This window comes from Mesorhizobium sp. YIM 152430, from assembly GCF_029210365.1.
Lineage (GTDB): Bacteria > Pseudomonadota > Alphaproteobacteria > Rhizobiales > Rhizobiaceae > Aliihoeflea.
On the sequence record NZ_JARGES010000043.1, the window covers coordinates 223937 to 243067 of the forward strand.

General features: G+C 64.1%; 21 protein-coding genes. 14 read left to right on the forward strand and 7 right to left on the reverse strand.

Translation table 11 applies throughout. From position 1 onward, the window contains the following. Positions 1 to 48: 48 nt before the first annotated feature. The 3 genes from hslU to hslV are packed head-to-tail and all read right to left on the reverse strand — an operon-like array spanning position 49 to position 2397. On the reverse strand, positions 49 to 1347 hold the full coding sequence (hslU, locus tag PZ895_RS13355; RefSeq protein WP_275839482.1) for an ATP-dependent protease ATPase subunit HslU: 1299 nt from the start codon (positions 1345 to 1347) through the stop codon (positions 49 to 51). After that, a complete protein-coding gene (locus tag PZ895_RS13360) occupies positions 1344 to 1859 on the reverse strand; it encodes a GNAT family N-acetyltransferase (RefSeq protein ID WP_275839483.1) in 516 nt (171 codons plus the stop codon). The genes hslU and PZ895_RS13360 overlap by 4 nt, the downstream gene beginning before the upstream one ends. Continuing rightward, positions 1849 to 2397 carry an ATP-dependent protease subunit HslV gene (gene hslV / locus PZ895_RS13365; protein WP_275839484.1) on the reverse strand — a complete coding sequence of 183 codons (549 nt, stop codon included), beginning with the start codon at positions 2395 to 2397 and terminating at the stop codon, positions 1849 to 1851. Before hslV ends, PZ895_RS13360 begins: the two co-directional genes overlap by 11 nt. A gap of 140 nt (positions 2398 to 2537) precedes the next feature. Here hslV and hisB point away from each other — a divergent pair, with 140 nt between their 5' ends. From hisB to coaA, 7 genes are all read left to right on the forward strand, one after another. Beyond that, positions 2538 to 3149 (forward strand): imidazoleglycerol-phosphate dehydratase HisB, encoded by a 612-nt coding sequence (hisB, locus tag PZ895_RS13370; protein WP_275839485.1) that lies wholly within the window; start codon positions 2538 to 2540, stop codon positions 3147 to 3149. Between the two features lie 4 nt (positions 3150 to 3153). After that, a complete protein-coding gene (locus PZ895_RS13375; RefSeq protein ID WP_275839486.1) occupies positions 3154 to 3630 on the forward strand; it encodes a DUF2628 domain-containing protein in 477 nt (158 codons plus the stop codon). After that, positions 3630 to 4280 carry an imidazole glycerol phosphate synthase subunit HisH gene (gene hisH / locus PZ895_RS13380; RefSeq protein WP_275839487.1) on the forward strand — a complete coding sequence of 217 codons (651 nt, stop codon included), beginning with the start codon at positions 3630 to 3632 and terminating at the stop codon, positions 4278 to 4280. Before PZ895_RS13375 ends, hisH begins: the two co-directional genes overlap by 1 nt. Then, on the forward strand, positions 4277 to 5044 hold the full coding sequence (hisA, locus tag PZ895_RS13385) for a 1-(5-phosphoribosyl)-5-[(5-phosphoribosylamino)methylideneamino]imidazole-4-carboxamide isomerase (protein WP_275839488.1): 768 nt from the start codon (positions 4277 to 4279) through the stop codon (positions 5042 to 5044). Before hisH ends, hisA begins: the two co-directional genes overlap by 4 nt. Further along, positions 5041 to 5826: an imidazole glycerol phosphate synthase subunit HisF gene (hisF, locus tag PZ895_RS13390; RefSeq protein WP_275839489.1), complete on the forward strand. Its 786-nt coding sequence runs from the start codon at positions 5041 to 5043 to the stop codon at positions 5824 to 5826. Before hisA ends, hisF begins: the two co-directional genes overlap by 4 nt. A 69-nt stretch (positions 5827 to 5895) precedes the next feature. Beyond that, complete coding sequence (locus tag PZ895_RS13395; RefSeq protein WP_275839490.1) at positions 5896 to 6216, forward strand: phosphoribosyl-ATP diphosphatase; 321 nt, start codon at positions 5896 to 5898, stop codon at positions 6214 to 6216. 38 nt (positions 6217 to 6254) lie between these two features. Then, on the forward strand, positions 6255 to 7214 hold the full coding sequence (gene coaA / locus PZ895_RS13400) for a type I pantothenate kinase (protein ID WP_275839800.1): 960 nt from the start codon (positions 6255 to 6257) through the stop codon (positions 7212 to 7214). Between the two features lie 3 nt (positions 7215 to 7217). On the opposite strand, the gene PZ895_RS13405 is transcribed toward coaA, so the two are convergent. From PZ895_RS13405 to PZ895_RS13420, 4 genes are all read right to left on the reverse strand, one after another. Next, a complete protein-coding gene (locus PZ895_RS13405) occupies positions 7218 to 7835 on the reverse strand; it encodes an alpha-ketoglutarate-dependent dioxygenase AlkB (RefSeq protein ID WP_275839491.1) in 618 nt (205 codons plus the stop codon). Next, positions 7835 to 8272, reverse strand: a complete 438-nt coding sequence (arfB, locus tag PZ895_RS13410; RefSeq protein WP_275839492.1) for an alternative ribosome rescue aminoacyl-tRNA hydrolase ArfB — start codon at positions 8270 to 8272, stop codon at positions 7835 to 7837. Before arfB ends, PZ895_RS13405 begins: the two co-directional genes overlap by 1 nt. Beyond that, entirely contained in the window at positions 8269 to 8937 is a 669-nt protein-coding gene (locus PZ895_RS13415) for a nitroreductase family protein (RefSeq protein WP_275839493.1), read from the reverse strand. The genes arfB and PZ895_RS13415 overlap by 4 nt, the downstream gene beginning before the upstream one ends. 91 nt (positions 8938 to 9028) lie before the next feature. After that, positions 9029 to 10639 (reverse strand): phosphoenolpyruvate carboxykinase, encoded by a 1611-nt coding sequence (locus PZ895_RS13420; RefSeq protein ID WP_275839494.1) that lies wholly within the window; start codon positions 10637 to 10639, stop codon positions 9029 to 9031. A 348-nt stretch (positions 10640 to 10987) separates the two neighbouring features. Between PZ895_RS13420 and PZ895_RS13425 the strand changes: the two genes are divergently transcribed. The 7 genes from PZ895_RS13425 to PZ895_RS13455 all read left to right on the forward strand — a co-directional run bounded on the left by PZ895_RS13425 (position 10988) and on the right by PZ895_RS13455 (position 19127). Next, on the forward strand, positions 10988 to 11689 hold the full coding sequence (locus tag PZ895_RS13425) for a response regulator transcription factor (RefSeq protein WP_275839801.1): 702 nt from the start codon (positions 10988 to 10990) through the stop codon (positions 11687 to 11689). Between the two features lie 43 nt (positions 11690 to 11732). Beyond that, positions 11733 to 13514: a sensor histidine kinase gene (locus tag PZ895_RS13430; RefSeq protein ID WP_275839495.1), complete on the forward strand. Its 1782-nt coding sequence runs from the start codon at positions 11733 to 11735 to the stop codon at positions 13512 to 13514. Positions 13515 to 13518: 4 nt separating this feature from the next. Next, positions 13519 to 13947, forward strand: a complete 429-nt coding sequence (locus PZ895_RS13435; RefSeq protein ID WP_275839496.1) for an HPr kinase/phosphorylase — start codon at positions 13519 to 13521, stop codon at positions 13945 to 13947. Between the two features lie 267 nt (positions 13948 to 14214). Beyond that, complete coding sequence (locus PZ895_RS13440; protein ID WP_275839497.1) at positions 14215 to 14616, forward strand: PTS sugar transporter subunit IIA; 402 nt, start codon at positions 14215 to 14217, stop codon at positions 14614 to 14616. Next, entirely contained in the window at positions 14613 to 14906 is a 294-nt protein-coding gene (locus tag PZ895_RS13445) for an HPr family phosphocarrier protein (RefSeq protein ID WP_275839498.1), read from the forward strand. Before PZ895_RS13440 ends, PZ895_RS13445 begins: the two co-directional genes overlap by 4 nt. 133 nt (positions 14907 to 15039) lie before the next feature. Further along, complete coding sequence (ahcY, locus tag PZ895_RS13450) at positions 15040 to 16437, forward strand: adenosylhomocysteinase (protein WP_275839499.1); 1398 nt, start codon at positions 15040 to 15042, stop codon at positions 16435 to 16437. A gap of 275 nt (positions 16438 to 16712) precedes the next feature. Continuing rightward, positions 16713 to 19127, forward strand: a complete 2415-nt coding sequence (locus tag PZ895_RS13455) for a PAS domain-containing sensor histidine kinase (RefSeq protein ID WP_275839802.1) — start codon at positions 16713 to 16715, stop codon at positions 19125 to 19127. The last annotated feature ends 4 nt before the right edge of the window (positions 19128 to 19131 follow it).

Genomic DNA, 19131 nt, shown 5'->3' on the forward strand with positions numbered 1-19131 from the left:
CAGCCGGGCGGTGATCGCTCACTTCGTCGCGAGGTGTTGCTGAAGGGTCTACAGAATGAAACGGGACAAATCTGTGTTCTTGGCGAGATCGCCGACATATTTGCGCACATATTCGGCGTCGATCGTGATCGATGAGCCGGATTGGTCGGGCGCATTGTAGGAAATGTCGTCGAGAACGCGCTCCATGACCGTTTGCAGACGCCGCGCGCCGATGTTCTCGACACTCGAATTCAGGTCGACGGCGATGCCGGCCAGTTCGTCGATGGCGTCGTCGGTGAAGTCGAGCGTCACGCCTTCCGTGTCCATCAGCGCGATGTACTGCTTGATCAGGCTCGCCTCGGTTTCGGTGAGGATGCGGCGGAAATCGTCCTTTTCGAGCGCCCGAAGCTCGACGCGGATCGGCAGCCGGCCCTGAAGCTCCGGCAACAGGTCGGACGGCTTGGTGACGTGGAACGCCCCCGACGCGATGAAGAGGATGTGGTCCGTCTTCACCGGCCCGTATTTGGTCGCGACCGTGGTGCCTTCGACAAGCGGCAGCAGATCGCGCTGGACGCCCTCGCGGGACGGCCCGGTGCGGCTGTCGTTGCCGGCCACCTTGTCGATCTCGTCGAGGAAGACGATGCCGTCATTCTGGGTGACGTCGAGCGCCCGCGCGATCACCTCGTCATTGTCGAGCAGCTTGTCGGACTCGTCGTTGATCAGATGCCCGTAGGATTCCTTGACCGTCGTCTTGCGCGTCTTGGTGCGCTGGCCGCCCATCGCCTTTTGAAGCATGTCGTTGATGTTGAGCATCTGCGCGCCCGGCATTCCGGGGATTTCGAAGCCGCCCATCGGGGTGCCGGTATCGGCAACCTCGACCTCGATCTCCTTGTCGTCGAGTTCGCCCGACCGCAGCTTCTTGCGAAAGGAATCGCGTGTCGCCGGGCTTGCCGTCTTGCCGACGAGTGCTTCGAGCACGCGTTCCTCGGCATTCAAATGGGCGCGCGCCTTGACGTTCTCGCGCATCTTGTCGCGCGTCAGGCCGATCGCGGTCTCGACCAGATCGCGGATGATCTGCTCGACGTCGCGGCCGACATAGCCGACCTCGGTGAACTTGGTCGCCTCGACCTTGATGAAGGGCGCGCCGGCGAGTTTGGCGAGGCGGCGCGAGATTTCGGTCTTGCCGACGCCGGTCGGCCCGATCATCAGGATATTCTTCGGCATCACCTCTTCGCGCATCTGGCCGTCGAGCTGCTGGCGGCGCCAGCGATTGCGCAAGGCAATGGCGACGGCGCGCTTGGCGTCCTTCTGGCCGATGATGTAGCGGTCGAGTTCCGAAACGATCTCGCGGGGGGAGAATGTGCTCATGAGTTTTCCATGTTCTGCGGTGCGTCCAGCGCCATCAGGTGGGCCGGGCCATATTGTGAATTGCGCGTGTCGATGTGGCGGAAGCCCGCCTTCTCGTATGCGCGGATCGCGCGGGCATTGCCGGGATCGGGGTCGATGATCAGGCGCGGCGCGCCTTCGGCAAAGAGTTGCGCCGCAAACTGTGCGATGATCGCGCTGCCATGGCCCTTGCCGACGAGATCGGCGGCACCGACCGATATGTCGAGGCCGAGCGTGCCCATGGGCTGATCGGCATAGGGATGGTCGTCTTCCAGATGCGGATCATAGGACTGGAGATAGGCGATCGGCGCCCCGTCGAGCTCGACGATCAGAGGCTCGGTCGAAATATCGTCCATCGCTGCCTCGATCTCGGCCACGCCCTTGTCGGGATCGCCCCACCATTCGCGCACATGCGCAGCCTGTAGCCAGTCGCGCAGCGTCGGCAGATCGTCCGCTTCCACGGCGCGGAAGGCGTAGCGCGGCCTATTCGGCATCCAGCACTTCCATGACGACGTTGGAATTCGTGTAGACGCAGATCTCGCCGGCAATCTTCATGGCGCGGCGTGCGATCTCCTCGGCATCCATATCGGTGTCGACCAGCGCCCGCGCGGCGGCGAGCGCATAATTGCCGCCGGACCCGATCGCCATGACGCCCTGCTCGGGTTCGAGCACGTCGCCATTTCCGGTCAGCGCCAGCGTCACGGATTTGTCGGCGACCAGCATCATCGCCTCAAGGCGGCGCAGATAACGGTCGGTGCGCCAGTCCTTGGCAAGTTCGACGCAGGCGCGCGTGAGCTGGTCTGGATATTGCTCGAGCTTGGCTTCGAGCCGTTCGAGCAGGGTGAAGGCGTCGGCGGTCGCGCCGGCAAAGCCGGAAATGACGTTGCCTTTGCCGATGCGGCGCACCTTGCGCGCATTGCCCTTCATGATCGTCTGCCCAAGGCTGACCTGCCCGTCGCCGGCGATCACCACCTTGTTGCCCTTGCGCACGGTGACGATGGTCGTCGCGTGCATGGAAGTCTCGTTGGACATATCATCTCCGATACTGTCTCCGGCAGACCCGGTGGCGTCTGCCGCCCGGCTCGTTATGTATGCTGCCGGGAAGGGTTTGCAATCCGCTCATCGAGGCTGGTATGAGGCGAACGCTATCCAAACGGCAAAGGCGCCACGACATGGCAGACGGCAAGAGCGCGCGCAGCGCGACGATCGAGCGCAAGACGAAGGAAACAGAGATCGCCGTCACGGTCGATCTCGACGGCACCGGACGGTCGCAGATTTCGACCGGCATCGGCTTCTTCGACCATATGCTCGACCAGTTGTCGCGCCATTCGCTGATCGACATGACGATAAAGGGCAAGGGCGATCTCCACATCGACGACCATCACACAGTCGAGGACACCGGCATTGCGGTCGGGCAGGCGATCGCGAAGGCTCTGGGCGAGCGTCGCGGCATCGCGCGCTACGCGTCGATCGACCTTGCCATGGACGAAACGCTGACCAAGGCGGCGATCGACGTTTCCGGCCGGCCGTTCCTGGTCTGGAACGTCGCGTTCTCGGCGCCGAAGATCGGCACGTTCGACACCGAACTGGTGCGCGAATTCTTCCAGGCTTTGGCGCAGAATGCCGGCATCACGCTGCATGTCCTCAACCATTACGGCGTCAACAACCACCATATTTCCGAGACCTGCTTCAAGGCGGTGGCGCGCGTGCTGCGCATGGCGGTCGAGCCGGATGCGCGGCAGGCGGGTAGGATTCCGTCGACCAAGGGCACGCTGAAAGGCTGAGACAATGACAAGCTTTGTCGTGATGGAGCCGCCGCTGCGCGACCCGGCTGAAAAGGCCGTGCTGGTGCGCGACGGGTTTCACTTTTTCGGCTTTCTCGTCCCGTTCGTCTGGTTCGCTTTTCACCGCATGTGGCGCGAGGCGATCATCGCCCTTGTCGCAGCCGTGGCGCTTTCGGTTGCCGGCGCCTATGCGGGTTTCGGCGGCGCGACGGGGTGGCTGTCACTGCTCGTCGGAATTTACGTCGGCCTCGAAGGCGCTGCGCTGCGCATCGCCTCGCTGAAACGCGCGGACTGGAACGAATGGGGTGTCGTCGAGGCGCAATCGGCTGCGGATGCCGAGATCCGCTACCTCGCCGACCGTGACGTGATCGCCGAGGCCAAGACGCCGCCGCGCGTCATCGCGCCGTGGTCGCGCAGCGCGCCTGCCGCGCGCCACAGCGGTCCGGCGCTCGGGCTGTTCGGCTATCCCGGGGCGAAGTGATGCGGGTCGCGATCATCGATTACGGATCGGGCAATCTGCGCTCGGCGACCAAGGCTTTCGAGCGCGCCGCGCGCGAGGGCGGCACGAATGCGCAGATCGAACTGACGGACGATGCGGAGCGTGTCGAATCGGCGGATCGGATCGTGCTGCCGGGCGTCGGCGCCTATGCCGACTGCCGCCGCGGGCTCGACGCCGTGCCAGGCATGGTCGAGGCGCTGATGGAGGCGGTCATCGCCAAGGGGCGGCCGTTTCTCGGCATTTGCGTCGGGATGCAGCTTCTCTCGACGCGAGGGCTGGAGAAGACGACCACGCATGGGCTTGGCTGGATAGCCGGTGACGTCAAGGAAATGGAACCGGCCGACCCGGCGCTGAAGATCCCGCAGATCGGCTGGAACACGATTCACGTGAAACAGGGCCACCCGCTCTTCGCCGGCATTGCGACAGGCGAAGGGGGATTGCACGCCTATTTCGTCCACTCCTACCAGCTTGCCGCCGAAAACCCGGCGCATGTGCTGGCGACGACCGACTATGGCGGGCCGGTCACCGCCGCCGTTGGCCGCGACAACATCGCCGGCACGCAGTTCCATCCCGAAAAGAGCCAGGCGCTGGGCCTGGCTTTGATCGCGAATTTCCTGAAGTGGAAGCCATGATCCTTTTTCCCGCCATCGACCTGAAGGACGGTCAGTGCGTGCGCCTGAAGCTGGGCGAGATGGACTCGGCGACCGTCTACAATCCCGACCCGGCGGCCCAGGCGAAGGCGTTCGAGGATCAGGGTTTCGAATGGCTGCATGTCGTGGATCTGAACGGCGCGTTCGAGGGCCAGTCGGTCAATGGCGCATCGGTCGAGGCGATTCTGAAGGCGACGAAGAATCCGGTGCAGCTTGGTGGCGGCATCCGCTCGCTGGTGAATATCGAAAGCTGGCTCGACAAGGGGTTGGCACGGGTCATTCTCGGCACGGTCGCGGTGCGCGAGCCCGAACTGGTCAAGGAAGCCTGCCGGCTCTTTCCCGGAAAGATCGCCGTCGGCATCGATGCCAAGGGCGGCAAGGTGGCGGTCGAGGGCTGGGCGGAAGCCTCGACGCTGGGCGTCGTGGAACTGGCGCAGAAATTCGAGGGCGCGGGCGTTTCGGCGATCATCTACACCGACATCGACCGCGACGGGGTGCTGACAGGCATCAACTGGGAATCGACCATCGCGCTTGCGGATGCCGTCTCGATCCCGGTTATCGCATCGGGCGGACTCGCTTCGCTGGCCGACATCGTGCGGATGACGATGCCGGACGCGCAGAAGCTCGAAGGCGCGATCTCCGGCCGCGCGCTTTATGATGGCCGCATCGACCCGGCCGAGGCGCTGGCGATCCTGAAAGGCGGGAAGGCGGTTGCACCGACACTGTTCGAGGAGCCGCGCGAATGACACTGAAAGCGCGCGTCATTCCGTGCCTCGACGTCAAGGACGGCCGCGTCGTCAAGGGCGTGAACTTCGTTGACCTGATCGACGCGGGCGACCCGGTCGAGGCAGCGAAAGCCTATGATGCGGCCGGGGCTGACGAACTCTGCTTCCTCGACATCACCGCCTCGTCCGACAATCGCGAGACGATCTTCGACATCGTGGCGCGCACGGCCGAACAGTGCTTCATGCCGCTGACGGTCGGCGGCGGCGTTCGGCAGGTTGCGGACATCCGCAAGCTGCTGCTCGCCGGTGCCGACAAGGTGTCGATCAACACCGCCGCCGTGAAGAACCCGGATTTCGTCGCCGAAGCCGCCGACAAGTTCGGCAACCAGTGCATCGTCGTCGCCATCGACGCCAAGAAGGTGTCGGCGGCGGGCGAAACGGATCACTGGGAAATCTTCACCCATGGCGGGCGGGAGAAGACCGGCATCGACGCGGTCGAATTCGCGCGGAAGATGGTCGATCTCGGCGCGGGCGAGTTGCTGCTCACGTCCATGGACCGCGACGGCACGAAGATCGGCTACGACCTAGCGCTCACCCGCAGCATCGCGGATGCGGTGCGTGCGCCAGTGATCGCGTCCGGCGGCGTCGGCAATCTCGACCATCTGGTCGAGGGCGTGCGCGATGGACACGCGACGGCGGTGCTTGCCGCCTCCATCTTCCACTTTGGTACCTATACGATTGCGCAGGCCAAGGCGCATATGGCACAAGCTGGATTGCCCATGCGGCTCGATCCTGCCGCATGAGCAATTCCAGGAAAAGTGCGTCGCGGTTCTCCGTCCGGAATTGCGGCGCGGCACGATCCGGAGGGTAGCATGGCGGAATTCACGCTCGCCGATCTGGAGCGCATCGTGTCCGAGCGCGGGCGCTCGGGGGAGGACGATTCCTGGACGGCGAAGCTGTTCGCCAAGGGACCGGAGCGGGCGGCCAAGAAGATGGGCGAGGAAGCCGTCGAGGCCGTCATTGCCGCGATCAAGCGCGATCGCGGCGAGCTCGTTTCCGAAACGGCCGACCTTCTCTATCATCTGACGGTGGTCCTGGCGCTCGCCGAAATCCCGATTTCGGATGTGATGGCCGAACTCGAACGACGCACCGGGCAGTCCGGCATCGCCGAAAAGGCGTCGCGTCCGCAATGAGCGCGCGCAAGCGACCACGCAAGGAAAAGGCGGGCGGCATGGACCAGCTCACGCCGGATCAGTTCTATTCGCCCTATCGCCGCTTCTCGGCCGAGGAATGGGCCGGCTTTCGCGCCGACACGCCGCTGACGCTGACGGAGGATGAAATCCGCCGGCTGCGCTCGATGGGCGATCCGATCGACCTCGAGGAAACGCGGCGCATCTATCTGTCGATGTCGCGGCTGCTGTCGGCCCATGTTGAGGCGAGCCAGCTTCTCTTTCGCCAGCGCCAGGTTTTCTTCCGGTCCGAAACGGCATCGAAGACGCCCTTCATCATCGGCATTGCGGGCTCGGTCGCGGTTGGCAAGTCGACCACGGCGCGCGTCCTGAAGGAATTGCTCCAGCGATGGCCGTCGAGCCCGAAAGTCGATCTGGTGACGACCGACGGTTTCCTGCTGCCCAATGCCGAACTGCGTCGCCAGAACCTGATGGAGCGCAAGGGCTTTCCCGAAAGCTACGATGTCGGCGCGCTCTTGCGCTTTCTGTCCGGCATCAAGTCGGGCGCCCGCAACATGCGCGCGCCGCTCTATTCGCACTTCACCTATGACGTTCTTCCGGGCGAGTTCGTCACCATCGACCAGCCGGACATACTGATCTTCGAGGGGATCAACGTCCTGCAAACGCGCGATTTGCCGAAGGACGGGAAGGTGGTGCCGTTCGTCTCGGATTTCTTCGATTTCTCGATCTATGTCGACGCCGAGGAAAGCCGGATCCGGCAATGGTATGTCGAGCGCTTCATGCGCCTGCGCGAGACGGCATTCCGCAACCCGGACGCGTTCTTCCATAAATACTCGCAGCTTTCGGACGATGCCGCGCTGGCGATCGCCGAAAACCTCTGGTCGAACATCAATATGAAGAACCTGATCGAAAACATCCTGCCGACCCGGCCGCGCGCGGACCTCATCCTGCGCAAGGGTGCCGACCATCTGGTCGAGGAAGTCGCGTTGAGGCGGCTGTAGCCTTCAGACCGTCACGCGCCTGAGAGTCAGATTGATCCGCCCGCCATTCTTCAAGAGCGTCGACGTGCCGGGATAGATGCGGTCGACGCCGTGGAAGGCCATTCGGCCTTGACCGCCAAGGATGACGACGTCGCCGGAACAAAGCCGCAGCGAACGGGTGGCGTCTGAACGCTCCGTTCCGCCGATGCGGAAGAGGCAATCGTCGCCGAGCGAAACCGAGACGACCGGCGCGCCGAATTCCTGTTCGTCCCGGTCCTGATGCAGGCCCATTTTTGCCGATGCGTCGTAGAAGTTGACGAGGCAGGCCTGCGGCGGCTTGCCGAACTGCGCCACGTCGTCCCACAGCTTCAATAGAGTTGACGGGATCGGCGGCCACGGAGCGCCACTCTCGGGGTGGGTCGGCTGGTAGCGATAGCCGCGATCCTTGTCGGTGACCCAGCCCAGATCGCCGCAATTCGTCATGCGCACGCTCATTTCCCTGCCGGTGCGCGGCATCCGCGGAACGTAGAGCGGAGCGGCTGCGACGACATCGCGGATTTCCGCGACGAGAGCCTCCTGCGCGGCGCGGTCGAAATATCCGGGCAGGTGACGGAAGCCGGAGGGCAGGACGAAACCGGCCATCAGTCGAAGCCGACCTTGCCGCGATTCTTCTTGATCGTGGCGCGGCCGGACTTGGCTTTCAGGCGGCGCTCGACGGAGCCTTTCGTCGGCTTGGTCTTGCGCCGCGGCTTGGGCGGCGGTTCGGCTGCCTTGGCGATCAGTTCCGCGAGGCGTTCGCGCGCATCGTCGCGATTTTGCTCCTGCGTGCGGAAGCGGCCGGCCTCGATGACGATGACGCCGTCCTTGGTGGCCCGCTGGCCGGCAAGCTTGATCGTGCGCTCGCGCACGCGTTCGGACAGGGAGGGCGAGTTCGCGGCGTCGAAGCGAAGCTGGACGGCGGTCGCGACCTTGTTGACGTTCTGGCCGCCCGGCCCCGACGAGCGGATGAACTGCTCTTCGAGCTCGCTTTCGGCGATCTCGATGTTCGGGACGATGGAAAGGCCGTCGCGTACCGTCATGACTTCCAGACGATGATCTCGTCAGCCGGCTTCTTAGTGATGTCGGGGACGAGCGCACCGTCTTCGGGATAGCCGGCGACGAGCAGGATCAACGCTTTTTCGTGCTCGGGCCGCCCGCAAATCTCGTTGAGGAAGCCCATTGGCGAGGGCGTGTGGGTGAGTGTCGCCAGGCCGGCATTGTGGAGGGCGGCGATGAGGAATCCGGTCGCGATGCCGACGGATTCCGGCACATAGTAATGCTTGACCCGCTTGCCCTCTGTCGTAAGGCCATAGCGCTGCGCGAAGATGGCGATCAGCCAGGGCGCGCTTTCGAGAAAGGGCTTGTTCGCGTCGGTGCCGAGCGGAGCCAGCGCGTCGAGCCATTCGTCGGACGCGCGGCCGGCATAGAAATCGCGCTCTTCCTTCTCCGCCGCTTCGCGAATCGCCTTCTTGGTCGCGGCGTCGCCGATGCAGACGAAGGTCCAGGGCTGCTGGTTGGCGCCGGACGGCGCGCCGCCGGCCGTCATGATGCAGGTTTGGATCAGTTCGCGCGGGACGGGCCTTGCAGAAAAATCGCGCACCGTGCGGCGCGTCTTCATCATCGCATGGAAGCCGGCAGCGCGGCGCAGCATCTCCGCTTCGTCGAGCGTTTTGAATTCCAGCGGTCGGTGTGGCGCGTGCTTCATTTCTTCTCCTCCGTCAGAGAAGATTTGCACCGGGCGCGGACAAAAGAAAAGGCCCGGACGCTGCCGGGCCTTGCCGATCCGTGGGCGCGCCTTATTCCGCCGCTTCCTGATAGCGGGGCGCGGCGTCCATGACGGTCGCGTCGACATGTTCCTCGAATTTGGTGAAATTGTCGGTGAACATGGTCGCGAGCCTTTCGGCCTGGCGGTCATAGGCGGCCTTGTCGGCCCAGGTGGAGCGCGGGTCGAGGATCGACGCATCGACGCCCTCGACCGCAACAGGCACCTCAAAGCCGAAATTCGCATCGGTGCGGAACTCGGCATCGCGCAGCGACCCGTCGAGCGCGGCGGCAAGCAGCGCGCGGGTCGCCTTGATCGGCATCCGCCTGCCGGTGCCGTAGGCGCCGCCGGTCCAGCCGGTATTGACCAGCCAGCAATCGACCTCGTGGCGGGCGATGAGATCCTTCAGGAGATTGCCGTATTCCGAAGGATGGCGCGGCATGAAGGGAGCGCCGAAACAGGTCGAGAAGGTCGCCTCCGGCTCGGTGACGCCCTTTTCCGTGCCGGCGACCTTGGCGGTGTAGCCGGACAGGAAGTGGTACATGGCCTGCGCAGGGGTCAGCTTCGCAATGGGCGGCATGACGCCGAACGCGTCGGCCGTCAGCATGATGATGTTCTTCGGATGCGGCGCGACGCCGGTTTCGCTGGCATTGGGGATGAAGTCGAGCGGGTAGGCGCAGCGCGTGTTCTCGGTCAGCGAGCCGTCGTCGAAATCGGGCACGCGGGCCGCGTCGAGGATGACGTTCTCCAGGACCGTGCCGAAGCGCCGGGTCGTGGCGAAGATTTCCGGCTCCGCCTCGGCCGACAGCTTGATCGTCTTGGCATAGCAGCCGCCTTCGAAGTTGAAGATGCCATCCTCGCCCCAGCCATGCTCATCGTCGCCGATCAGCGTGCGGGTCGGATCGGCCGAAAGAGTTGTCTTGCCGGTACCCGAGAGGCCGAAGAAGACGGCCGAATCGCCGTCGGGCCCGACATTGGCTGAGCAGTGCATCGGCATGACGGACTTTTCCGGCAGGAGATAGTTGAGCGCGGTGAAGACCGACTTCTTCATCTCGCCCGCATAGGACGTGCCGCCGATCAGCACGATCATGCGCGAGAAATCGACCGCGATGACGGTGTCGGTGCGCGAGCCGTGGCGTTCGGGATCGGCGCGGAACGATGGCAGGTCGATGATGGTCAGCTTCGGCACGAACCCGGCGAGATCGGCGGCGTCGGGACGGATCAGGAGATTGCGGATGAAGAGCGAATGCCAGGCATATTCGGTGACGACGCGGGTCGGCAGACGGTGCGAGGCGTCGGCGCCGCCGATCAGGTCCTGCACGAAGAGATCCCTGCCCTTGGCGTGGTCGAGAAAGTCGGCGTGAAGACAGTCGAAAGCCTCCCGCGACATCTTCTTGTTGTTGTCCCACCAGATGCGGGAATTCGTCATCTCGTCGGCGACGATGAACTTGTCCTTGGGCGAGCGTCCGGTGTGCTGGCCGGTGCGGGCGACGAGCGCACCATGGGCCGTCAGTTCCGCCTCGCCGCGCCGCAGCGATTCCTCGTAGAGTTCGGCAGGACCGAGATTGTAATGGACCTTGCCGAGGTCCGTCAGACCACTGGCGTCGATCCCGCAGGCGGGGTTGCGCTTACCGATTTCCGTCATCTGCTCCACCAAGAAAACCGCACCGAAGAAAAGGCGAGGCCCGGCATGGTAGCCGACCGAAAACGGCGGCTGGCAGCAGGGCTGAAAGGTGGAGAAACAGAAAAGCCTAGCGATATCAAATCATTAATCGATTTAAAATTGAGGGTCCGACGTTTAATCGGTTATATGTTCTTTAATGGTGGCGTGGCGTCGCCATATGCGGCGGAAGTTGCCCGGAGTCGTTTCGGGCGCGGGCTGTGACATGGCACGAAATCTGTGCCACATTTTGTACCAGATTTGTCCCGCAAGAGACGGCCCGCGTTTCTTTGGAAGAGCAAGGGACAGCCGCCTATGAAGGAGCCGCTTGAGATGGCAACGATCGCGCTTGTCGACGACGACCGCAACATTCTCACATCGGTCTCGATCGCACTCGAATCCGAGGGCTATCGCGTCGAGACCTATACCGATGGAGCGTCGGCGCTGGAGGGGCTTGGCGCGCGTCCGCCGAACCTTGCAATTCTCGACATCAAGATGCCGCGCATGGACGGAATGGAGCTTTTGCGCCGCCTGCGCCAGAAGACCGACTTGCCGGTGATCTTCCTGACCTCGAAGGACGACGAGATCGACGAACTCTTCGGCTTGAAGATGGGCGCCGACGATTTCATCCGGAAGCCGTTTTCGCAGCGCCTTCTCGTCGAACGCGTGCGTGCCGTGCTGCGCCGCGCCAGCGCCCGCGAGCCGGGCGCCAAGCAGACGACGCAGCAGGCCCGTTCGCTCGAGCGCGGACAGCTCGTCATGGACCAGGAGCGCCACACCTGCACCTGGAAGGGGGAGCCGGTGACGCTGACGGTGACCGAATTCCTGATTCTGCATTCGCTGGCGCAGCGCCCCGGCGTGGTCAAAAGCCGTGACGCGCTGATGGATTCGGCCTATGACGAACAGGTTTATGTCGACGACCGGACCATCGACAGCCACATCAAGCGGCTGCGCAAGAAGTTCAAGTCGGTCGACGACAGTTTCGACATGATCGAAACGCTTTACGGCGTCGGCTATCGTTTCCGCGAAGCCTGAGGCCAGGGCCCGGAGGGGCTTGATGGAAGTAGCCGGATGAGACATGGCGGCTGATACGGATCGACCCGTCAGGACGCTGCCACGCGCGGCGAGGCCGAGCGTGGTGCGCTGGACGCGCTCCTGGCGCGCCGTGCGCCGGCTGCTCGGCCAGTACATGTTCTCCAGCCTGACCAAGCGCATCCTGTTCCTCAATCTGGCCGCGCTCGGCGTGCTGGTCGTCGGCATCCTCTACATGAACCAGTTTCGCGACGGGCTGATCGATGCCCGCGTCGAAAGCCTGATGACGCAAAGCGAGATCATTGCCGGTGCGATCGCCGCCTCCGCCACGGTCGAGACGGATTCGATCACCATCGACCCCGAGAGGCTGCTTGAGCTTCAGGCGGGCGAAAGCCTGCCGCCGGACCAGCGCGCCCTCGACAGCCTCGAATTCCCGATCAACCCGGAAAAGGTCGCACCGGTCCTGCGGCGCCTGATCTCGCCGACCCACACGCGCGCGCGCATCTTCGATCGCGACATGAACCTCCTGCTCGATTCGCGGCATCTTTATTCGCGCGGCCAGATCCTGCGCTACGACCTGCCGCCGGTGGTGCCGGCCGAGCCCGGCTTTTTCGACCGGTTGCGGGTGATCTTTGCCGAGTTCTTCCGCCGCACGGACCTGCCGATCTATCGCGAGCAGCCCGGCGGCACCGGCACGGCCTTTCCCGAAGTCGTGGCGGCGGCCAACGGAACGGCGGGCTATCTCGTGCGGCTGTCGGAGCAGGGCGAGCAGATCGTCTCGGTCGCGGTTCCGATCCAGCGCTTCCGGGCGGTGCATGGCGTCCTGATGCTGTCGACGCAGGGCGGCGACATCGACCGCATCGTTGCGGCCGAGCGCCGCGCGATCCTGCGGCTCTTCGGTGTCGCGGCGCTGGTCACCGCGATCTTGTCCATGCTGCTCGCCTCGACCATCGCCAACCCGCTGCGCCGGCTTTCGGCCGCGGCGGTCCGCGTGCGCCGCGGCGGCAAGAACCGCGAGGAGATCCCCGATTTCTCCGACCGCCAGGACGAGATCGGCAATCTTTCGGTCGCGCTGCGGGACATGACGAACGCGCTTTACGCCCGCATCGAGGCGATCGAGAGCTTCGCCGCCGATGTCAGCCACGAGTTAAAGAACCCTCTGACCTCGCTGCGCAGCGCGGTTGAGACGCTGCCTCTGGCGCGGAATGATGAATCACGCGCGCGGCTGATGGAGGTGATTCAGCACGATGTCCGCCGACTCGACCGGCTGATCACGGACATTTCCGACGCCTCGCGCCTCGATGCCGAACTGGCGCGGGAGGACGCCGCGCGGGTCGATGTCGAAAAGCTCGCGCGCGACCTGACGCGCCTCCTGTCGGAGCAAAGCCGCGTCCATGCCAAGGTCATCGCCGTCGAATTCAAGGTCGAGAAGGCGCCGCATCAGGGCAAGGGTTTCCTGGTCAACGGGCATGATCTGCGGCTTGGGCAGGTCATCACCAACCTCGTCGAAAATGCCCGTTCCTTCGTCCCCGATGACGGGGGCCGGGTCGTCGTGACGCTCGCGCGCACGCAGCGCTGGGTGCTGATCACCGTCGAGGACAACGGACCGGGCATCCGCATCGAGAACATCGATCGGATATTCGAGCGATTCTATACGGACCGGCCCTCCGGCGAAGCCTTCGGCCAGAATTCCGGCCTCGGCCTTTCGATCAGCCGCCAGATCATCGAAGCCCATGGCGGGACGATCACGGCCGAGAACATCCCCGGCGGCAAGCCGGGCGATCTGCGCGGCGCGCGCTTCACCGTCAGGTTGCCGGCGGAGGACTGACCGCTTGAACCGGAACGTCCACGGCACGCTCGTCCTCTTGGGGGACCGGGGCTTGCTGATCACCGGTGCCTCGGGAAGCGGCAAGTCGAGCCTGGCCCTCGATCTGATCGCTCACGCCGAGGGGTTTGCCAGGTTGGTCAGCGACGATCAGGTGCTGCTTGAAAGTCGCTCCCGCGGCCGACTCGTCGGGCGCGTGCCGCCGGTCATTGGCGGCCGGATCGAGATTCGCGGCATCGGCATCGTCGCCCGCATCTTCGAAAAGCGCGCCATCATCGATCTGATCGTCGAACTCGTCGAACCCGACAGCATCGAACGGATGCCGGAGCCGATGGAGCGCGACGGCGTGCCTTTCGTCCGGGTCCCGTGGCGGGACTGTGCGCGGGCGCGGCAACATGTCGCCGCCGCACTCGACCGTGCGAAATCGGGACTTTAGGCCACAGTCAGGTCTCAAATGACAAGAAAACTGCGTGGCAACGGTGGATTCGGCCTTGTCAACAGCCGAAGTCGTGACAAGGATACCGGCCCTGTCGGAAGGGGAGAACAACCGGAACAAGACTGAGAAGCAAATCAGATCCGGTCGGCCGATACGGCATTCAGCACGACGCAAGCTTACGGAGCACCAATTGACCGAAACACGCACCGCGCGCTGGGGCCGGCGGAAACGTGCAGACAGGACCATCGACACCCGGACCTGTGTGGCATGATCGGCATCGTGCTCGTCACGCATGGCCGCCTGGCCGACGAGTTCCGTTCGGCGGTTCAGCATGTCGTCGGTCATCAGGACCAGCTCGAAACCGTATCGATCGAGGCCGAAGACGACATGGAACAGCGCCGCCTCGACATCGTCGATGCCGTGCGCCGTGCCGATAGCGGGGCCGGCGTCGTGGTCTTGACGGACATGTTCGGCGGGACGCCTTCCAATCTGGCGATTTCGGTGATGGAACCCGGCAAGGTCGAGGTGATCGCCGGCGTCAACCTGCCGATGCTGATCAAGTTGACCAGTGTGCGCAAGGCGGACGACATGGTGACGGCGCTCGAGGAGGCACAAAATGCCGGCCGCAAATACATCAATGTCGCAAGCCAGGTGTTGAACGCCAAATGAGCGAGACCGCCGACCGTCCGTCGATCGTCCGCGACCTGGCGATCGTCAACCAGCGCGGTCTTCACGCGCGCGCTTCGGCCAAGTTCGTTCAGACCGCCGGCGCTTTCGACGCCGTCATCGAGGTCGAGAAGGACGGCACGACCGTCGGCGGCACGTCGATCATGGGGCTGATGATGCTGGCCGCGAGCCCCGGCTGCTGCATCCGGGTCTCGGCCTCCGGTCCGCAGGCCGAGGACGCCATGCGCGCGATCGAGGAACTCGTCGCCAACCGCTTCGGCGAGGAAATCTGAAACAGCGCGGTTCACGACATAACGATGTCTTTATGTGCCATTGCCGATCGGGTGGTGGTCTGCTAGTTAGCGCGCCAGAATGGCCGCGCGCGGCCGATGACCCTTCATCCAAATTTCAGATCGGGAGCCGCCCATGGCCGCCAAGGATTATGTAGTCGCCGATATTTCGCTGGCCGATTGGGGCCGCAAGGAAATCGAGATCGCCGAAACCGAGATGCCGGGCCTGATGGCCTGCCGTGAGGAATTCGGCGCCGATCAGCCGCTGAAGGGCGCGCGGATCACCGGATCGCTGCACATGACGATCCAGACGGCGGTGCTGATCGAGACCCTGAAGGCGCTGGGCGCGGACGTTCGCTGGGCCTCGTGCAACATCTTCTCGACGCAGGACCATGCCGCGGCGGCGATCGCGGCGGGCGGCACGCCGGTATTCGCGATCAAGGGCGAGACGCTGGAGGACTACTGGACCTATACGGACCGCATCTTCCAGTGGCCGGACGGCGAGCCCAGCAACATGATCCTCGACGATGGCGGTGACGCGACCATGTACATCCTGCTCGGCGCGCGTGCCGAGGCGGGTGAGGACGTATTGTCGAAGCCGGGCTCGGAAGAAGAGGAAATCCTCTTCGCGCAGATCCAGAAGCGTCTCGCCGAGACGCCGGGCTTCTTTGCCCGCCAGCGCGACGCGATCAAGGGCGTGACGGAAGAGACGACGACCGGCGTCAACCGCCTCTACCAGCTCCAGAAGGCCGGTCTGCTGCCGTTTCCCGCGATCAACGTCAACGACAGCGTCACAAAGTCGAAATTCGACAACAAATATGGCTGCAAGGAATCGCTGGTCGACGGCATCCGCCGCGGCACCGACGTGATGATGGCCGGCAAGGTCGCCGTCGTCTGCGGCTATGGCGATGTCGGCAAGGGTTCGGCCGCCTCGCTCAAGGGTGCCGGCGCGCGCGTCAAGGTGACCGAAATCGATCCGATCTGCGCGCTTCAGGCGGCGATGGACGGGTTCGAGGTCGTCACGCTGGAGGACGCCGCGCCGACCGCCGACATCGTCATCACCACGACCGGTAACAAGGATGTCGTCACGCTCGACCACATGCGCCTTTTGAAGGACATGGCGATCGTCGGCAATATCGGCCATTTCGACAACGAGATTCAGGTCGCCGCCCTGCGCAACCTGAAATGGACCAACGTCAAGCCGCAGGTCGACATGATCTCCTTCCCCGACGGGAAGCGCATGATCCTTCTGTCGGAAGGACGCCTGCTCAATCTGGGCAACGCCACCGGCCATCCGAGCTTCGTCATGTCGGCCTCCTTCACCAACCAGGTGCTGGCGCAGATCGAGCTTTGGTCGAAGGGCGAGCGCTACCGGAACGAGGTCTATGTCCTGCCCAAGCATCTCGACGAGAAGGTCGCGCGGCTGCATCTCGACAAGCTCGGTGCAAAGCTGTCCGTCCTTTCGGACGAACAGGCAGCCTATATCGGCGTGACGCCGAAAGGTCCGTTCAAGCCGGAACATTACCGCTACTGACGCGAGTTGCGCGACACGCGGGCAACACCGGGGATTTTCTTCGGCGGCGTCACAGCCGCCGAAGTCGTTTCAAGGTGAGGCAAGCTTCACGCCGTCCGGGCGAGGCGATACATTGTCCTGATTCGTGGGGACGAGCCGGACGCTGAGGGGCAACCGGGGCAGGATGTGTCACTTCCCACTAGCGGTTGAGAGGTGGGACTTTGGGACGAGGCGAGGCGGAACCAGTGCGGACGAGCGCGCGCCGGCGCGCGGGCAGGTTCGGCGTCCGCGCCGCCATTGCCGCCCTGAGCGCGACGACGACGCTCGTTCCCGGTCCTGCCTTGGCGCAGGCGGGTCTTGAAGTAACGGACGTTGCACAGTTTTCGCTTTTGGCGGGGGTTGTCTCGGCAGCCTTCATTTCGGCCCTTCTCCTCATTCGCGAGCGCGGCCGCATCGACCGCGAGAACCGGCAGCTCAAATCCCGCCTCGCCGATCTCGGCACCGCCTTGCGGCGAGCCGAAGCGCTTCTCAACCTGCGCGACCAGCGCGTCGTCGTCTGGGAAGATCGCAATGCACGTCCCGAACTGATCGGCACGCTGCCGGCCGATGCGGGCGCGCCCGAAGATCGCGCGACGTTTCTCGCATTCGGACGCTGGCTTGTGCCGCAATCGGCCTCTGAACTGGAGCGCGCGCTCGGCCAGCTTCGCGACAAGGGAACGAATTTCGATCTCGTGATCGAGACGATTGGCGGTTCGGTGATGGAGGTTCATGGCCGCTCCAGCCTGTCGCATTGCGTCGTCCGGTTCAGCGCCCTGTCGCGCCGCCAGCGCGAAATGGCCGAACTTCAGCTCGATCATCAGCGCGTGCTGCGCGATCACGAAACGATCCTGGCGCTGATCGATGCCTTGCCCGCACCTTTCTGGCTCCGCGATGGACGCGGCAAGATCGAATGGGTGAACAAGGCCTATGCGCGGCTGGTCGACGGTGGCACCGTCGAGGCGGTGTTGCGGGACGAACGCGAGCTTCTCTCGGAAAATGCGCGCGAGGCCATGGCGCGGCATCATCTGGCCAAGCCCGTCTTCGAACAGACATTGTCGGTCGTGGTCGGTGGCGAACGGCATATGTATGCCGTGACCGATTTCGCCGCACCGGATGCGTCGGCGGGCCTGGCGCTCGACAAGACGGAAGTCGAGGCCATCCGCGAGGAATATCAGCGAACCATCATCAGTCACGCCGACACGCTCGACCAGCTTCAGACGGCGGTGGCGATTTTCGATGCCGACCAGAAGCTACTTTTCTTCAATCAGGCCTTTCAGAAATTGTGGGCGCTCGACCCGGCCTTTCTCGAAAGCGCCCCCGACCAGACCCTGTTGCTCGACCGGCTGCGCAGCGATGGCAAGCTGGCCGAACAGCCCGAATGGCGCCGCTGGAAGGAGACGATCCTGGCGGCCTATCGCGCCATCGATCCGCAGGAACATGTCTGGCATCTGCCCGATGGGCGCACGCTGCGCGTCGTCGGCAATCCGCAGCCCAAGGGCGGCGTGACCTGGGTCTTCGAGAACCTGACCGAACAGCTCAATCTGGAAAGCCGCTATCATACGGCCGTGCGCGTTCAGGGGGAGACGCTGGACAACCTGGCCGAGGGCGTGGCCGTGTTCGGCCCGGACGGAAAGGTTCGCCTCGCCAATCCGGCTTTTTCCCATTTGTGGAGATTGTCGGAAGGACTTGTCAGGACGGGCACCCACATCGCCGTTATCCGTGCGGCTTGCGAGGGCTATGCGGTGGCGAGCCCGTGGAGCGAACTCGTTTCGGTGGTGACCGGCTTCGACGAGGAGCGCCGCGACCGTCACGGACAGGTCGAGATGAACGACGGCACCGTGCTGCGCTATGCCGTCATCCACTTGCCCAACGGACAGGTGATGACGACATTCGTCGACGTGACGGACAGCGTCAATGTCGAGCGCGCATTGAAGGATCGCAACGAGGCGCTGGAACGCGCCGATCGGCTGAAGAACGATTTCGTCCAGCACGTTTCTTATGAACTGCGCTCGCCGCTGACCAACATCATCGGCTTCACCGAACTCCTGTCGCTGAACGGAACCGGGCCGCTGAACGAGCGCCAGCGCGAATATGTCGGCCATATCGGCTCGTCCTCGGCAGTGCTGCTGACCATCGTCAACGACATTCTCGACCTTGCGACCGTCGATGCGGGCATCATGCAGCTCGACATCGGCGAGATCGTCATCGACGAAGCGGTGCAATCTGCATCCGACCTCGTCGTGGAGCGGCTGCGCGAGCACAATATCAGGCTCGCCGTCGATCTTTCGCAGGCGCCCGCGACCATCCATGCCGACGGCCATCGGCTGCGCCAGATTCTCTACAATCTCCTGAACAATGCCGCCAACTACGCGCCGGAAGGATCGACCGTTCGCCTCGACGTGACGGCGATGCACGGCGACGTGGTGGAGTTCCGCGTCAGCGACGATGGGCCGGGCATGTCGCAAGAGGTCCTGGAGACGATCTTCCAGCGTTTCGAATCGCACCCGAATGGAGGCCGCAAGCGAGGGGCGGGTCTCGGCCTTTCCATCGTCAAGAGCTTCGTCGAACTGCATTCGGGAAAGGTAGAGATCAGGACGGGCAGGGATCAGGGAACGACGGTGATCTGCCGGCTGCCGGCGGTCGCCACGCAAAGCCGCGCGGCGGCGGAGTAGCCCT

Bases quoted from the DNA above. Each gene is read 5' to 3' on its own strand.
- hslU (WP_275839482.1), bottom strand. From the start codon at position 1,347: ATGAGCACATTCTCCCCCCGCGAGATCGTTTCGGAACTCGACCGCTAC.
- PZ895_RS13360 (WP_275839483.1), bottom strand. From the start codon at position 1,859: ATGCCGAATAGGCCGCGCTACGCCTTCCGCGCCGTGGAAGCGGACGAT.
- hslV (WP_275839484.1), bottom strand. From the start codon at position 2,397: ATGTCCAACGAGACTTCCATGCACGCGACGACCATCGTCACCGTGCGC.
- hisB (WP_275839485.1), top strand. From the start codon at position 2,538: ATGGCAGACGGCAAGAGCGCGCGCAGCGCGACGATCGAGCGCAAGACG.
- PZ895_RS13375 (WP_275839486.1), top strand. From the start codon at position 3,154: ATGACAAGCTTTGTCGTGATGGAGCCGCCGCTGCGCGACCCGGCTGAA.
- hisH (WP_275839487.1), top strand. From the start codon at position 3,630: ATGCGGGTCGCGATCATCGATTACGGATCGGGCAATCTGCGCTCGGCG.
- hisA (WP_275839488.1), top strand. From the start codon at position 4,277: ATGATCCTTTTTCCCGCCATCGACCTGAAGGACGGTCAGTGCGTGCGC.
- hisF (WP_275839489.1), top strand. From the start codon at position 5,041: ATGACACTGAAAGCGCGCGTCATTCCGTGCCTCGACGTCAAGGACGGC.
- PZ895_RS13395 (WP_275839490.1), top strand. From the start codon at position 5,896: ATGGCGGAATTCACGCTCGCCGATCTGGAGCGCATCGTGTCCGAGCGC.
- coaA (WP_275839800.1), top strand. From the start codon at position 6,255: ATGGACCAGCTCACGCCGGATCAGTTCTATTCGCCCTATCGCCGCTTC.
- PZ895_RS13405 (WP_275839491.1), bottom strand. From the start codon at position 7,835: ATGGCCGGTTTCGTCCTGCCCTCCGGCTTCCGTCACCTGCCCGGATAT.
- arfB (WP_275839492.1), bottom strand. From the start codon at position 8,272: ATGACGGTACGCGACGGCCTTTCCATCGTCCCGAACATCGAGATCGCC.
- PZ895_RS13415 (WP_275839493.1), bottom strand. From the start codon at position 8,937: ATGAAGCACGCGCCACACCGACCGCTGGAATTCAAAACGCTCGACGAA.
- PZ895_RS13420 (WP_275839494.1), bottom strand. From the start codon at position 10,639: ATGACGGAAATCGGTAAGCGCAACCCCGCCTGCGGGATCGACGCCAGT.
- PZ895_RS13425 (WP_275839801.1), top strand. From the start codon at position 10,988: ATGGCAACGATCGCGCTTGTCGACGACGACCGCAACATTCTCACATCG.
- PZ895_RS13430 (WP_275839495.1), top strand. From the start codon at position 11,733: ATGGCGGCTGATACGGATCGACCCGTCAGGACGCTGCCACGCGCGGCG.
- PZ895_RS13440 (WP_275839497.1), top strand. From the start codon at position 14,215: ATGATCGGCATCGTGCTCGTCACGCATGGCCGCCTGGCCGACGAGTTC.
- PZ895_RS13445 (WP_275839498.1), top strand. From the start codon at position 14,613: ATGAGCGAGACCGCCGACCGTCCGTCGATCGTCCGCGACCTGGCGATC.
- ahcY (WP_275839499.1), top strand. From the start codon at position 15,040: ATGGCCGCCAAGGATTATGTAGTCGCCGATATTTCGCTGGCCGATTGG.